Source organism: Litoreibacter sp. (genome assembly GCF_058136045.1).
Genome location: NZ_JBYVDD010000003.1, coordinates 563,701 through 578,196 on the forward strand (window position 1 = coordinate 563,701; position 14,496 = coordinate 578,196).

Consider the following 14,496-nt stretch of genomic DNA (forward strand, 5'->3'; position numbering starts at 1 on the left):
CGCTATACAAGTGCACCACACCTGCCGCAACGCAAAACGAGAACTTCTTTTTTCCTAAAATACCTCCGCCGGAGGCTCCTGCCCTCACCCATAACGCACCGCCTGATTTTGACACGTCGCGTTCATGGAAAGCTATAAATAAAATGCGCGGTAGCGCTCAATTTGGCTAAGAAAACAACTCGTGGCAAAGCTCCAACGCCTCAACCAATGCGTCAACCTCTTGAACTGTATTGTACATTCCAAATGAGGCCCGGCAGGTGGCACTCACCCCCATGTGTTCCATCAACGGTTGTGCGCAATGCTGGCCAGCCCGCACGGCCACACCTTTTTTATCCAACACGGTTGAGATGTCATGCGCATGGGCGGCGCCTTCCAGCGTAAACGAAAATATCGCCCCCTTGCTGACCGACTGCCCCTGCACATTCAGCCAGTTCAGCCCGTCTAGCTTGGTGCGAGCATAGTCGCGCAATTCTTGCTCATGGCGCGCAATATTTTCCATGCCAACGCCCGTCATATAGTCCAGCGCAACACCCATGCCGATCATTTGTACGATCCCCGGCGTGCCCGCTTCAAATTTCATCGGCGCGTCGTTGTAGATCACCTCGCCCTTGTGGACGTCGCGGATCATGTCGCCACCGCCCATAAATGGCTGCATCTCGGCCATCCGCTCCGCCGCCACATAAATCGCGCCAGCCCCGGAAGGGCCGTATAGTTTATGTCCCGTCACCGGATAAAAATCACAGCCGATATCTTGCACATTAACCGGCATATGCACCGCCGCCTGCGAGCCATCGACCAACACAGGCACACCGCGCGCACGCGCCGCCTCGCAAATGGTTTTCACGTCGACCACGGTTCCCAGCACATTGGACATATGGGTCACGGCAATCAATTTGGTGCGCGGTGTGATCGCATCAATCACCTTTTGAGGGTCCAGATCGCCTTGGCTATCTACATCGACCCAAACCAGCTTAACCCCAAGGCGCTCGCGCAGAAAATGCCATGGCACGATGTTGGCGTGATGCTCCATCACCGAGAGGATGATCTCGTCGCCGGCTTCCATGCGCGGCGCGGCCCAGCCATAGGCCACCATATTGATGGCCTCGGTGGTGCCTGAGTTGAAAATAATCTCGTCCTCGGACTTGGCACCCAGAAAACTAGCCACCTTCGCGCGCACCGCCTCGTATTTGTCGGTGGCAAGGTTGGACAGATAATGCAGCCCGCGATGCACATTGGCATATTCATGAGCATAGGCCTGCGTCACGGCATCAATTACCACCTGAGGCTTTTGCGCCGACGCACCATTATCAAGATAAACCAAGGGCTTATCATTCACCGTTCGGCTCAAAATTGGAAAGTCGGATCGAATTTTTTGAACATCATACATTAGGAACCAGCTCCAAACCGAAAACGGACGCGATCAATGAAATGACCAAGCTGATACCAAGCATCAACCCGAAAAACGCCGCTACCGCCCCCAAAAACACCATCGGCATTGACTTGAACCCATGCAACAGCTGCACAAACTTCAAGAAGATATATGCCACGTAGATCATCCCAATCCAGCCAAAGAAAAGGGCAAGTATCGGAGACACCATGAACAGCACAATCTGGACCACTTGCAAGACCAGCAATACTGCTTGCATCCAAATGGTCGTCTTAATGCTGTCATCCAGCACACCTTTGCCGCCAAAAGCCCGGCCTGCAAAATGCGTGAAGAACGCAGACGCCACCAAAAGCCCGGCGAGCACCAGCGTCAGCACGAACGGGTCTTTGGGTAACGCGCTATTGCCCGCCGCCAATTCAGTGGGCATAGCAAACATCGTTGCTTTGACAAACAAGGTGGTCAACACCGCGACCAAGCCTAAAGCCATCCACAGAATGTGGCGCTCGACCTTGTAGCCCATCATCATGCGCGCGGCCACTTGTGGCCTTCGCAACGTTTCACCTGTCAGTTGTAGCAAAACACCCAGCATCAGCGCCCGCCTTCCAATTCAATTAAGCTGTTTAGCCAAACCCAAAGAAACACCCCAAAAGCCAAAATAGAGATCAGGCCCAGTTGCGGACCTGCTCCAATAAACCCCGAAATCAAGCCTTGGAACAGCACCAATGGCGACGAGGCCAACAACCCCCAAAACATCGCCAATCGGGCATCCGTCATCGTGCCTTGTCCGCCAAATGCACGCGCAACAAGGTGGCTGCCGCTTGCTAAAACATAGAACAAGATCGGGGCCAAAAGCAGCGTTCCAAAAAATGTGCCAATCGCCAATCCAAAGAATGGGGCCTCGCCGTCGCTTAGATGGGCCGTCCTAGACAGGCCCGGCAATCGCGCCACAAAGAACAAAACGCAGGCTGCAAATAGCCAACCTAGCCCCGTGCTTTCGCCTGCCCCCGCGTCACGAAAACTGCGGGCAACTGCGCGCGGGGCACGGTAGCTGCGTAATATGACGCGTGCCGTTGACATGATTTATGCCAGTCTCCGCGCCAACCAACCCTCAAGCCGGGTTAAAATTTCATCGGCCAAGCCTTGGTCCTCAATCTCGACCAAAGACTCCGCCAAGAACGACAACACCAGCAACGATTGCGCCTCGGCCGCACTCACGCCCCGAGACCGCAGGTAAAACAGCGCGTCTTCATCAATCGCACCCGTGGTAGAGCCGTGCGAGCAGGCCACATCGTCGGCATAGATTTCCAGCTCTGGTTTGGCAAAGAACTGGCTGTCCTCATCCAACAACAGCGCCTTGCTGATCTGATAGCCATCCGTCTTTTGCGCGCCGTCTTTCACCAGAATTTTGCCTTGAAAAACTCCGGTAGCTCCGTTGCGTAGCACCTTTTTGAACACTTGACGGCTTTCGCAATTCACCGCGTCATGGGTGATGAATATCGTATCATCATGCAAAAAATCACCATCGCCCATGGCCGCTCCGGCCACATGCGCAATCGCATTATCGCCGGTCAACTCGATCACGCACTCATTGCGCGTCATCACGCCATTCACCGTCAGAGTGAACGATTTAAACGTGCTTTTCGCACCAAGGCGGGTGAAAATATGTGTCGCAGCGCGGCGCTCATGGTCGCGACCTTGCGCACGCACATGATGCAACGTCGCCCCATCGGCAACCTCAACCTCTAGGCATTGATTGAAACGCGCGGCGGCGGGCCCATCTTCAATAAAAGTCAGTTCTGCGCCCTCTTCGACCTTCACAATATGATGCAAGATCGCATCGGAAGTCGTTGATTTATGTAGATAAGACACCTGAATTGGTTTGCTAACCTTGCCCGTTGCCCGGATCAAAACTCCGTCCGTTGCATAGGCCGTATTGGCGGCCGCCAACGGGCGATCCACGGGGGTTTGACCGTTGTTTTCAAGCACGCCATAGACGTCTTTGGCCCAGTGGATATCCACCGTTACGGCCTGTGCTAAGCGCGTGATCTCCACGCCTTCAAGGCTTAGGTCGTCCGAGGCCTGCTCGTCGAAAACCCCATCAACGAACACCACCCGAAGAGTGTCAGTTCCCTCAAATATCGGGGCATCATCGGACACAAATATCTGCGCCTCGGGGGCTACCACATCGGTGAAGGACGTCGGATTGGTGTATTTCCAATACTCGTCGCGACGTCCCGGCATTCCCATCGCATTCAAGCGCGCCTCGGCGGCAACGCGCGCCGCTTGCGCCCATGCACCCTGCCCGTCAGGCAATTGGCGTGCAGCCACCGTTGGTTGTTTTTCAGCAGCGCCCATCTTAGGCCACCTCTGCCAGCAGGTCGGCGTAGCCGTTGTTTTCCACTTCCAGTGCCAGTTCCGGCCCACCTGTTTTGATAATCCGGCCATTGGCCATGATGTGCACAAAGTCGGGCTTAATATGGTCCAGCAGGCGTTGGTAGTGGGTAATCACAAGGAAAGACCGCCCGTCCGAGCGCAGGGCGTTCACGCCCTCGGCCACCAGTTTCATCGCATCCACATCCAGACCGGAATCCGTTTCATCCAGAATGCACATTTTTGGCTCAAGCATGGCCATCTGCAAGATTTCATTGCGCTTTTTCTCGCCACCGGAGAAGCCTACGTTCACTGGGCGCTTCAACATATCAGCGTCAATTTTTAAATCTTTCGCCTTGGCACGCACAAGTTTCAAGAACTCACCTGCCGACATTTCATCCTCGCCGCGCGCTTTGCGTTGCGAGTTTACCGCCGTGCGCAGGAAGGTCATATTGCCAACACCGGGGATCTCTACCGGGTATTGGAACGCGAGGAACAAGCCAGCCGCGGCACGCTCTTCCGGTTCCATCTCAAGGACTTCTTCGCCTTCCAATGCGGCTGAACCCTCGGTGACCTCATAGCCGCCCTTGCCCGACAGCACATAGGAGAGCGTCGATTTCCCCGAACCATTTGGCCCCATGATCGCGTGGACTTCGCCTGCGCCGATGCTCAGGTTTACCCCTTTAAGGATTTGTTTGTCCTCATCTTCCAAGGATACGTGCAGGTTTTTGATGTCCAACATAGCTTTTCTCTCTTGTCTAACGGCGAAGGCCCCGCAGGCGTGCAGCCGGCAGGGTCTTTAATTCAGGAATTGGGTTAAGTGTTAGGAGCTGGGGTCTGGAGCCAGTTCCGGCGGGACCATGATGCCCCAGTGTGTGGATTGCGCGAAGGCCTGAAATTTCAGCGCCTCGGCATGTTCTACGGAATAGATTTGCGTCCATGCGACTGGCATTGCGCGCGCCAGATGTGGTTCTGCGTAATGTGTGGCGAAGAAGCCCAGCAAGATGACGATCACCAGCATTTTGGAGCGCAGACCGGAGACATAGAGCAAGAAGAACGCCAGCACGGCGGACATCCCGACCGGCCCCAGAGCGTCGACCAAGGGGCGAAACTGATCGAATTCGGAGGCCACGCCCTGCGTCGCGTGAAACGCGCCCAAGCTGCCGCCAAAGAACGAGATGACCCCGAGGATGAAGGCGGTAATCACTTTCTTGACTGGAAACCGCTTCTTCTCGATCACACCAAGCGCCACTTGCTTGGGGGCTTTGCCACTGGCTTGACGATTGCGAAGTTCCTTCAACTCCCCGGACCCCAAAAGCCCCTCGGCCACATAGCCTTGGCCTGTGCTGATCCGCTGTAATCGCGCCTGAAAACTTGCATCTGCCATGCTCATAGGAAGGTCCTTCATCCGTATTCACGAACAAAGATATGGGGCCAACCGGGCTGAAATGTGGCAAGATGCTGGAGTTTTTAAGGGGTGTCATTTCTTCCACCGATCAAAATCGCCACGGGCTTTGGCCTCTTCGATCCTAGTTTGAGTTTGGTTGCGTCGATCTTCATCAAGTTGGGTTTCCATTTCCCAGTTATTTTCAGCTTCTTTACGCTTCTCCCAACGAAAGAACAGGAAATAGAAAAACCCGAAAACTACGGGAGTAATCAACGGCGCAAAGAGAAACAAAATGGAGTAGTCACGGCTTCCAGCAATCAGGACTCCAAGGATAAATCCTGCCGAGCACACAAATGCAAGCTCGCCCCCCAACGCACGGCGGCGTGAGGTTGTGGCGAGCGCCCTTTTAAGGTGCTTTTTATGATCACGGCCCAACGTCAACTTACCCAACCGACCCTTCCAGAGAGATCGCAACCAGCGCCTGCGCTTCCATGGCGAATTCCATCGGCAGGGCTTGCAGCACTTCTTTGCAGAACCCGTTTACCACCAGCGCCACGGCATCTTCCTCGTTCATGCCGCGTTGGCGGCAGTAGAACAGTTGCTCGTCATCGACCTTGGAGGTCGTCGCCTCGTGCTCGACACGGCTCGAGTTGTTTTTCACCTCGATATAGGGAACCGTGTGTGCGCCGCATTTATCGCCAATCAGCAAGCTGTCGCATTGCGTGTAATTGCGCGAGTTCTTCGCTTTCGGGTGCATGGAAACCAGCCCGCGATAGGTGTTTTGCGCCTTACCAGCGGAAATCCCTTTGGACACGATGCGCGATTTGGTGCGCTTGCCCAGATGGATCATCTTGGTGCCTGTGTCGGCCTGCTGCATGTTGTTGGCGATGGCAATGGAGTAGAACTCGCCCTGTGAATCGTCGCCGCGCAGGATGCAGGACGGGTATTTCCACGTCACCGCAGAACCGGTTTCAACCTGCGTCCACATCACCTTGGAGCGGTCGCCACGGCAATCGGCGCGTTTGGTCACAAAATTATAGATGCCGCCCTTGCCCTCTTCATCGCCGGGATACCAGTTTTGAACAGTCGAGTATTTGATCTCGGCATCGTCCATCAAGACCAGTTCAACCACGGCCGCGTGCAACTGATTGGTGTCGCGCATCGGCGCTGTGCAGCCCTCAAGGTAGGAGACATAAGACTCTTTGTCGGCGATGATCAAAGTGCGCTCAAACTGGCCAGTATTTTCGGCGTTAATGCGGAAATATGTGGACAGTTCCATCGGGCAGCGAACGCCCTTTGGGATGTAGACGAACGAGCCATCCGAGAACACGGCAGAGTTCAGTGTTGCATAGTAATTGTCAGTCTGCGGCACCACAGTTCCGAGGTATTTCTTCACCAATTCTGGGTGCTCTTTGATTGCCTCGGAGATCGAGCAAAAGATGACGCCCGCTTTCAGCAATTCCGCTTGGAATGTAGTCCCGACAGAGACACTATCGAACACCGCATCCACGGCCACTTTGCGCGGTGCGTTGCTCATTTCCTCTGCGCCCTCGACGCCAGCAAGGATCATCTGTTCTTTTAAGGGAATGCCGAGTTTTTTGTATGTTTCCAAAAGCTTGGGGTCTACTTCATCCAATGACTTCGGCTTCACCGCCATAGATTTTGGCGAGGCGTAGTAGTAGATGTCTTGGAAATCTATCTTGGGATAATCCACCATCGCCCAATCCGGTTCGGTCATTTTTTCCCAACGACGGAAGGCTTGCAAACGCCACTCCAGCATCCACTCTGGCTCGTCATTTTTACCCGAGATAAGGCGCACGATATCCTCGTTCACGCCCTTGGGGGCATAGTCCATCTCGATCTCGGTTTCCCAGCCGTATTTATAGGCCCCGCCAACTTCGCGAACCGCATCTACGGTGTCCTGATCTACGCCGTCTTTGACGTTATCATCCACTTTATCGAGCGACATAATCGCCTCCTCATCCCTCACGCCGCTTTGGCGTGGAATTTACGTTCTGCCTTCAACCACGCATCCGCGAAGCGAAGGATTTGTTCTTCCGTTGTGTCCGGCCCAAGCGACACGCGCAGGGTGCTGGACGCCACCAATTCATCATGGCCCATAGCGCCAACCGTGCGGCTGGCCTTAACCTTACCGCTGGAGCACGCGGACCCGGCCGAGACCGCAAAACCCGCAAGATCCATCGCCATCACTTGCGTCTCGCCCTTCCAGCCCGGAGTGGCGAAGCAAGTGGTGTTTGGCAGGCGCTTCGATGTGTTCCCGACAAAAATAGTAGTCTTCGCCGAACTCTCAATGGCCTTTTCTAGAATATTTCTAAGTTGCGCAACCCGATCCCACACTCCATCGGTTAAATCACGCAGGCTCGCCTCGGCTGCGGCACCAAATCCGGCAATGCCAATCACGTTTTCCGTACCGGATCTGCGGCCCATTTCTTGGCCACCGCCCTTAATTTGCGTTTCAATATCAAGACCTTGGCGCAACACCAAAGCCCCTATACCTTTCGGGCCGCCCAGTTTATGCCCCGAGATCAGCGCCATTTGCGCCCCGGACCAAGAAAACGCCACAGGCACTTTGCCGAAAGCTTGCGTCATGTCCGACACCGCCAAGCCGTCCGGCAAATCCTGCATCACTCCGGTCTCGGAGTTGGCCAATTGCACTGTGCTATTGGCCGGATCAGTCACCGCCACTTGCCCCAAAGAATCCACAGCCAAATCGCCGGAAGCCCATGCGTCAACCGCGTCATGCTCCACGGCGGCACTTTTCAAATTTCGCCCAGCACAGGCCAAAGCCGCCGCCTCAGTTGCCGAAGATGTGAAGACAATATCCGCCCCTGACGCGCCAAAAGCATCGGATAGCTGCAATCGCGCGCGCTCGACCAGCGACTTTGCAGCGCGCCCCTCGGCGTGGACCGAGGACGGGTTGCCCAGCACATCCATTGCCGCGATCATTGCCGTGCGTGCGGTTTGCCTCAGGGGCATTGTTGCATTGTGGTCCAGATAGACGCGCGAATTAGTCATCATCTACCACGGTAAACAGCGTCGAGACCGCGGGGCATGGGCTTAGGCCGTTCTGTATAACATCCGACAGGCGGGTTTGATGCAAGAACACATAGACATGCGCCGACAGGCTTTCCCACAGGCGGTTGGTCATGCTTTGTGCTTTGGAGCCGGAGGACGCCCCCGACGCCCCCGCCCCGGTGTGCATCGCGCTGACGGTCTCGTCGACGGCTTCCAGAACTTCAGAGACACGAATAGCGTCCGGCGACTTGGCCAAGCGGTAGCCGCCCCCCGGCCCGCGCACGGATTCCACCAATCCCGCACGGCGCAGTTTCACGAATAGTTGCTCCAGATATGGCAAAGACACATCTTGGCGTTTGGAAATTTCCCCAAGCGAGACAAGCCCCTGATCAGCGGATTGCGCAAGGTCGGCCAGCGCAACCATGGCGTAGCGGCCTTTTGTGCTAAGTTTCATCGTATAGTCCCTCAAAAAAGGCGAATATCGTTGACGCTGGCAAGCTCAGACCTTAACTCAGTTTGACCTGTCCGGCGTTCTTTTGGGCAGTTTAGAATAATTCTAGATTACCTGAGCAATCTCGTCAACTATATGAGCACGCTTGGGGTCTGATGCAAGGAAAGACGCCCTCTATGCCCGAAGTGATTTTCCCCGGACCGGAAGGCCGCCTTGAAGGCCGCTACCACCCCCATAAAGGCAAGCGTGACGCGCCGATTGCGATCATCTTGCACCCGCACCCGCAGTTTGGCGGCACGATGAACAACCGTGTTGTCTATAACATGCATTACACGTTCCATAATATGGGCTTCAACGTGCTGCGCTTTAACTTTCGCGGCGTGGGACGCAGCCAAGGTGAATATGACCAAGGCATCGGCGAGCTGTCTGATGCAGCTTCCGCACTGGATTATCTGCAATCCATGAACCCCAATGCCAAACATTGCTGGGTCGCTGGTTTCAGCTTTGGCGCTTGGATCGGTATGCAACTTTTGATGCGCCGCCCCGAGATCACCGGCTTCATCTCGGTCTCGCCGCCTGCCAACATGTATGACTTCTCGTTCCTCGCGCCCTGCCCTGCCTCTGGTCTGATGATCAACGGCCTTGGCGACCGCGTAGCCCCGCCCGCAGACACCGTGACACTGGTGAACAAACTGCACGAGCAGAAGGGCATCACCATTACCCACCAAGAAGTTGAAGGCGCCGGCCACTTCTTCGAGAACGAGCACATGGACACGCTAACCGGCTCGGTCGAGACCTATGTGCAGCGCCGCCTGACGGAGAACACGCGCTAATGGGTATCACCGATGACATCGCCGATAAGCTGGCCCTCAAGGCGATTGAGGCCGAAAAAGTGCTGAACGATGATGGCTTTATCACGCAGGTTTCCATGATCATCGGGGCCTCGTCGCAGACCACGCAAGAGGCTTTCCTAACCGCGGTTCGGGTGCGCAAATCCGAGGCCCGCGCCCATAAGTTTATCGAGGACCGCATGGCCGGACAAAAAGGCGAAGGTATGCCGATAGGCGGCGATGTCATCTGAAGGCGGCCTGACTTCTCACAAAATACTCACTTTGGTTTCACACCTCTTCTGAGACAGAATTAAGCACGGGCCGTTGATTTACGGCCCGTTCTTAATTTAAATTTCAGGAGGCACCGACATGCGAATTACCGCATCATCTCTAGTGGCCCTATTGGCCGCATACACTATTCCAACATCATCTGGTCTCGCCGAGACTGGTGTGCGTTTTCAGAGCTGCGGCACTGAGGTGCGCGAGCGGATCATTTCCGCCTACCAAGTGGTCAATGCCCGCCGCTCTAATCAGCGTGACGAGCTGACGGCCTGCCTAGATCTGGCCTATGTGGTCGAGCATGATCGCCATGGTCCGCAAAAGATTGTGAGCGATCTGCGCAGAAGCCAAGTCACCACATTTCAATGTCGAAACCTGAGTGAGTTTGACGCCAATGCCCGCGCGCATAAACTGGTCTTTAAGCGTGGTAAAATGAAGATCGACCGAGATTTCGTCCGCGACAATTCCCGCGAGGAAGTGGCCGGGGTAATTGCCCATGAGCTAATGCACAACACCGGCTACATGCACTCCGGAAACCCGATAGGCTCGCTTCTCTATCCAAACACCGTCCCCGAGCAAGTCGAGGCCTGCGTCACGGAGTTGCGCCCAAATCCTTACCGGGGTCCGGGCCATGATTATTACGCGCCACAACAAATGCTTGGCTTCGGTCTGGATGGTGAAAACAACTATATGATTGGCTGGAGCAGCAACGGCACCGCCTTTGCCGGATCCTCCACCCGAATACACAATTACCGCGTACCCTACGCCTTTTCCGTGGCCCCCGGCGTAAACCTAAACGACATTGTCGGGCTTGGTATTGATGGCGAAAACAACACCGTGTTTGCCTGGCTGCGCTCGGGCTATGTGATTGCAGGTAGCAGCGATAACCTTGATCGCACCCGCGCACCTTACCGGTATTCCTTGCCATCGGGCTACACCCCGAACGACATCGTGGGAATGGCCGTAGATGGCGAGAATAACTATAATTTCGTGTGGTTTCGCGACGGTCGAGTATCCGCCGGGACCAGTAATGATCTGGATAAATTTCGCAGCCCCTACCGCTATTCCCTCCCCCCCGGATACACTCCGAATGACATCGTGGGGATGGCCCTTGATGGGGAAAACAACATGATTTTCGCCTATTACAAGGACGGCAAAGTGTCGGCAGGCACCTCGGATGATCTCGACAAATTCCGCGCGCCCGCCATGGTCATAACTGGCCGCTAGTCTCTGGCGTGGCCTTGTGGCAAGGTCGCGCTATGACGGATCGACTCGCCTCTCAAATGGCCTTCCTCAATGAGGCCGACAAGCTGAAATCTGTGCTGCGCGGCACCACGCTTTGCGATGGCGCGCGGCGCGAAAATTCCGGCGAGCATAGCTGGCATATTGCGCTTTATGCATTGGTTTTGGCCGAACACGCCAAGCGCCCTGTCAACATAGACCGCGTTATCAAAATGCTGCTGATCCATGACCTGGTCGAGATTGATGCAGGCGATAATCCCATCCACGGCGATCACGACCCCGCCGAGATGGAGCTGGTCGAGAAAGCCGCAGCGGATCGTATCTTTGGGCTTTTACCTGCGGATCAGGGCCGTGAATTTCGCGCTCTGTGGGACGAGTTCGAGGCCGCCGAGACCGATGATGCCATTTTCGCCAAATCCGTGGACCGTGTGCAACCTGTTGTTGCCAATCTGGAATCCGGTGGCGGGACGTGGCCTGAATACAAGGTCACCCCCGCGCAGCTAGAGACCCGTGTCGGCGCCAAAGTGCGGCGTGGCGCCCCGGCACTTTGGCAGCACCTAAAAGGGCGGATCGACACTTGGTTCGATAATTATTACAAAACAAACTAACTGAAGTTCAATTTGAAGTGCGGCATTTCCGTATACAACGGCATACCGACTTCCATCCCCTCGTAACTTGCGCTATGACGCGCGCAATATAGTCCTCATCATTCGGAGAGATACATGTCCAAAATTAAGGTAGAGAACCCCGTCGTCGAGCTAGACGGCGATGAAATGACCCGCATCATCTGGGCGTTCATTAAAGAAAAGCTGATCCTGCCCTATCTGGATATCGACCTGAAATACTACGATCTGGGCATTCAGGCCCGTGACGATACGGATGACCAAATCACGATCGACTCGGCTGAAGCGATCAAGAAATACGGCGTTGGCGTTAAATGTGCGACCATCACCCCCGATGAAGCCCGCGTAGAAGAGTTTGGCCTCAAAAAGATGTGGCGCTCGCCTAACGGCACCATTCGCAACATCCTTGGCGGCACGATTTTCCGCGCCCCTATCATCTGCTCTAACGTGCCGCGCCTTGTGCCGGGTTGGACCCAGCCGATTGTGATCGGCCGTCACGCCTATGGCGATCAGTATCGCGCCACTGACATGAAATTCCCTGGACCGGGCAAACTGACGATGAAATTCGTTGGCGAAGATGGCACTGTGGACGAGCGCGAAGTGTTTGATGCGCCTTCCTCTGGCGTTTACATGGGCATGTTCAATCTTGATGACTCGATCAAAGATTTTGCACGCGCCTCGATGAACTACGGGTTGAACAAAGGCTGGCCTGTATATCTGTCGACCAAAAACACCATCCTCAAGCAATATGATGGTCGTTTCCTCGAGTTGTTCCAAGAAATCTTTGAAGCCGAATTTGAAGACAAATTCAAAGAAGCTGGCATCACCTATGAGCACCGCCTGATCGACGACATGGTGGCTTGCGCGATGAAATGGAATGGCGGCTTTGTTTGGGCCTGCAAAAACTACGATGGCGACGTGCAGTCCGACACCGTGGCGCAGGGCTTTGGCTCGCTGGGCTTGATGACATCGCAACTGATGACGCCAGATGGCAAAGTCGTGGAAGCCGAGGCCGCACACGGCACCGTCACGCGTCACTATCGCCAGCACCAAAAAGGCGAAGCAACTTCGACCAACTCCATCGCGTCAATCTTCGCATGGACAGGCGGGTTGAAGCACCGCGCCAAATTGGACGATAATGCACAGTTGATGAAGTTTGCGGAGACATTGGAAAAAGTTGTCGTGGACACTGTGGAAACCGGCTTCATGACCAAAGACTTGGCCCTGCTGGTTGGCCCAAATCAGAAATGGCTGACCACCGAAGGCTTCTTGGAGAAAATCGACCAGAACCTTCAAGCCGCCATGTAAAGGGCGAAAATATTTCGACAAAGGGGCTGGCAGAAATGCTGGCCCCTTTGCATTTACGACACTGGCCTTCACGCGACTTCCCAATTAGGCTCGTCTCTGCGCACAGGCAATTTGCCTCAAAGGATGCCCGCCATGCCCAAGCACTATCTGTTCCTGATTATCGCGGTCATCGCCGAAACCAGTGGCACCTCCTTCATTCAGGCCTCCCAGCAGTTCACACGCCTCTGGCCATCGGTGCTGGCGTTTATCAGTTTCGGGGTGGCATTCTATTTCTTGTCCCTAACCCTAAAGGTTATGCCCGTCGGCATCATGTATGCCATGTGGTCGGGCCTTGGGATTGTACTTATCGCGATCATCGGCTGGGTATACTTTGGCCAAAAACTTGATCTGGCAGCGGGGTTGGGAATGGGATTAATCCTCTCGGGAATATTAGTCATCAACCTGTTTTCCTCCACGGCAACCCATTGAAAACCGTTGCTCTTCTTCTTGCTGGCGGCGCCTCTTCGCGTATGGGTCGTGTCGACAAACTGCTCGAACCCATTGGCCCAGAGCCCCTATTGCGCAATCGCGCGCAGACCTGTCTTGATGCGCAGGTTGATGAGCTGCGCGTGGTGCTCGCGCCAAATCAGCCGCGCCATCTTGACGCTCTTGCCGGCTTGAACCTGACACTCATTCACACCGAGGGGTCTGATTTGGGCTTGTCTCATTCCCTTCAATGCGGCGCAAAGGGCTTGCGCGATGCGGCCGTTGTCATTGTGTTAGCCGACCTGCCCGACATTCAAACCAAGGACCTAAACAAAGTTATCGCAGCAGCAAACGCACACCCGTTGGCAAAGATAATTCGCGGGGCTGATGACACAGGAAAGCCCGGACATCCCGTGCTGCTCCGACCTGAAATAGTGAGCCAGTTGGCAGACTTATCCGGCGATACAGGTGCACAACCCCTGCTCAAACGCCACAGGAGGGACACTGTTTTGGTGCCCATTGGCCCGGCAGCGTTAAATGATCTTGATACGCCCGAGGACTGGGCCAATTGGCGCGCTGGTCAGCCTAAGTGACCTGATTTCTTGCATTCGCGAGCCAGAATATAGAAGAAAACCGGCACAGCCAAAACGGCCACCATCAACACCATATACCCGAAGCCGAAAGCCGCCAAACTCTCCGCGCCGCGAAGTGCGAGGAAGTACACACCAAGTACGATGTAGCCGAACATGGACAGGGCCAGCCACATCACAGCAGCTCGATTGTCCAACATCCAGAAAATTGCCCCCAAAAGCCCGCTCCAAACCCCGACGGCCCATGCGACTTTCGCCCAGAAAGGCATTTCCAGAAAATAGGCGAGCATCTGAGCGTCAAAACGTGACAAAACCTTTGTGACGGACAGGCTGACCAATATGTATTTGGCCGCTGCAAGGCCTGACCACATCAAAGCGACGAAAGCCATAAAGCGCGTGAATGATTGCATCAGATCTCTCCCGTGTCAGGTTGCCGTTCAAAGTGCCGTGAGACACCGCAGGGTGCAAGCAGCATTTTCACCCCCCCGAACAAAAAGGCCCTCATCAAATGATGAAGGCCCTTGAGTA

Annotated in this window: 18 protein-coding genes; 7 read left to right on the forward strand and 11 right to left on the reverse strand. The window is 55.0% G+C overall.

The genetic code is table 11. The features are described 5' to 3' along the window. Window positions 1-166: 166 nt before the first annotated feature. From AC3Y7R_RS04105 to iscR, 10 genes are all read right to left on the reverse strand, one after another. A complete protein-coding gene (locus AC3Y7R_RS04105) occupies window positions 167-1,387 on the reverse strand; it encodes a cysteine desulfurase (RefSeq protein ID WP_490040734.1) in 1,221 nt (406 codons plus the stop codon). Next, the gene (locus tag AC3Y7R_RS04110; protein ID WP_490040735.1) at window positions 1,380-1,976 is read right to left on the reverse strand and encodes a YIP1 family protein; all 597 of its coding nucleotides are present in this window, start codon (window positions 1,974-1,976) and stop codon (window positions 1,380-1,382) included. The genes AC3Y7R_RS04105 and AC3Y7R_RS04110 overlap by 8 nt, the downstream gene beginning before the upstream one ends. Next, on the reverse strand, window positions 1,976-2,464 hold the full coding sequence (locus AC3Y7R_RS04115) for a YIP1 family protein (RefSeq protein ID WP_490040736.1): 489 nt from the start codon (window positions 2,462-2,464) through the stop codon (window positions 1,976-1,978). Before AC3Y7R_RS04115 ends, AC3Y7R_RS04110 begins: the two co-directional genes overlap by 1 nt. Window positions 2,465-2,467: 3 nt before the next feature. Beyond that, window positions 2,468-3,742, reverse strand: a complete 1,275-nt coding sequence (locus AC3Y7R_RS04120; protein WP_490040737.1) for a SufB/SufD family protein — start codon at window positions 3,740-3,742, stop codon at window positions 2,468-2,470. A gap of 1 nt (window position 3,743) precedes the next feature. Continuing rightward, complete coding sequence (sufC, locus tag AC3Y7R_RS04125) at window positions 3,744-4,499, reverse strand: Fe-S cluster assembly ATPase SufC (protein ID WP_490040738.1); 756 nt, start codon at window positions 4,497-4,499, stop codon at window positions 3,744-3,746. 81 nt (window positions 4,500-4,580) lie between these two features. Further along, window positions 4,581-5,150 carry a hypothetical protein gene (locus tag AC3Y7R_RS04130; RefSeq protein WP_490040739.1) on the reverse strand — a complete coding sequence of 190 codons (570 nt, stop codon included), beginning with the start codon at window positions 5,148-5,150 and terminating at the stop codon, window positions 4,581-4,583. An 87-nt stretch (window positions 5,151-5,237) separates the two neighbouring features. After that, complete coding sequence (locus AC3Y7R_RS04135; RefSeq protein ID WP_490040740.1) at window positions 5,238-5,594, reverse strand: hypothetical protein; 357 nt, start codon at window positions 5,592-5,594, stop codon at window positions 5,238-5,240. After that, window positions 5,587-7,113 (reverse strand): Fe-S cluster assembly protein SufB, encoded by a 1,527-nt coding sequence (gene sufB, locus AC3Y7R_RS04140; RefSeq protein ID WP_490040741.1) that lies wholly within the window; start codon window positions 7,111-7,113, stop codon window positions 5,587-5,589. The genes AC3Y7R_RS04135 and sufB overlap by 8 nt, the downstream gene beginning before the upstream one ends. A gap of 17 nt (window positions 7,114-7,130) precedes the next feature. Beyond that, entirely contained in the window at window positions 7,131-8,183 is a 1,053-nt protein-coding gene (locus AC3Y7R_RS04145) for a cysteine desulfurase family protein (protein ID WP_490040742.1), read from the reverse strand. Next, window positions 8,173-8,634, reverse strand: coding sequence for a Fe-S cluster assembly transcriptional regulator IscR (gene iscR / locus AC3Y7R_RS04150; RefSeq protein ID WP_490040743.1), 462 nt, complete (start codon window positions 8,632-8,634; stop codon window positions 8,173-8,175). Before iscR ends, AC3Y7R_RS04145 begins: the two co-directional genes overlap by 11 nt. A gap of 173 nt (window positions 8,635-8,807) precedes the next feature. Between iscR and AC3Y7R_RS04155 the strand changes: the two genes are divergently transcribed. The 7 genes from AC3Y7R_RS04155 to AC3Y7R_RS04185 all read left to right on the forward strand — a co-directional run bounded on the left by AC3Y7R_RS04155 (window position 8,808) and on the right by AC3Y7R_RS04185 (window position 13,971). Then, window positions 8,808-9,464: an alpha/beta hydrolase gene (locus AC3Y7R_RS04155; RefSeq protein ID WP_490040744.1), complete on the forward strand. Its 657-nt coding sequence runs from the start codon at window positions 8,808-8,810 to the stop codon at window positions 9,462-9,464. Then, the gene (locus tag AC3Y7R_RS04160; RefSeq protein WP_490040745.1) at window positions 9,464-9,712 is read left to right on the forward strand and encodes a hypothetical protein; all 249 of its coding nucleotides are present in this window, start codon (window positions 9,464-9,466) and stop codon (window positions 9,710-9,712) included. The genes AC3Y7R_RS04155 and AC3Y7R_RS04160 overlap by 1 nt, the downstream gene beginning before the upstream one ends. A 118-nt stretch (window positions 9,713-9,830) precedes the next feature. Next, window positions 9,831-10,967 (forward strand): hypothetical protein, encoded by a 1,137-nt coding sequence (locus AC3Y7R_RS04165; RefSeq protein WP_490040746.1) that lies wholly within the window; start codon window positions 9,831-9,833, stop codon window positions 10,965-10,967. A gap of 32 nt (window positions 10,968-10,999) precedes the next feature. Continuing rightward, entirely contained in the window at window positions 11,000-11,590 is a 591-nt protein-coding gene (locus tag AC3Y7R_RS04170) for an HD domain-containing protein (RefSeq protein ID WP_490040747.1), read from the forward strand. 114 nt (window positions 11,591-11,704) lie between these two features. Further along, entirely contained in the window at window positions 11,705-12,913 is a 1,209-nt protein-coding gene (locus tag AC3Y7R_RS04175; protein WP_490040748.1) for an NADP-dependent isocitrate dehydrogenase, read from the forward strand. 132 nt (window positions 12,914-13,045) lie between these two features. Next, a complete protein-coding gene (locus AC3Y7R_RS04180; protein ID WP_490040749.1) occupies window positions 13,046-13,381 on the forward strand; it encodes a DMT family transporter in 336 nt (111 codons plus the stop codon). Next, on the forward strand, window positions 13,378-13,971 hold the full coding sequence (locus AC3Y7R_RS04185) for a nucleotidyltransferase family protein (RefSeq protein WP_490040750.1): 594 nt from the start codon (window positions 13,378-13,380) through the stop codon (window positions 13,969-13,971). The genes AC3Y7R_RS04180 and AC3Y7R_RS04185 overlap by 4 nt, the downstream gene beginning before the upstream one ends. On the opposite strand, the gene AC3Y7R_RS04190 is transcribed toward AC3Y7R_RS04185, so the two are convergent. Next, on the reverse strand, window positions 13,959-14,378 hold the full coding sequence (locus tag AC3Y7R_RS04190; RefSeq protein ID WP_490040751.1) for a hypothetical protein: 420 nt from the start codon (window positions 14,376-14,378) through the stop codon (window positions 13,959-13,961). The genes AC3Y7R_RS04185 and AC3Y7R_RS04190 overlap by 13 nt on opposite strands. Window positions 14,379-14,496 lie beyond the last annotated feature (118 nt).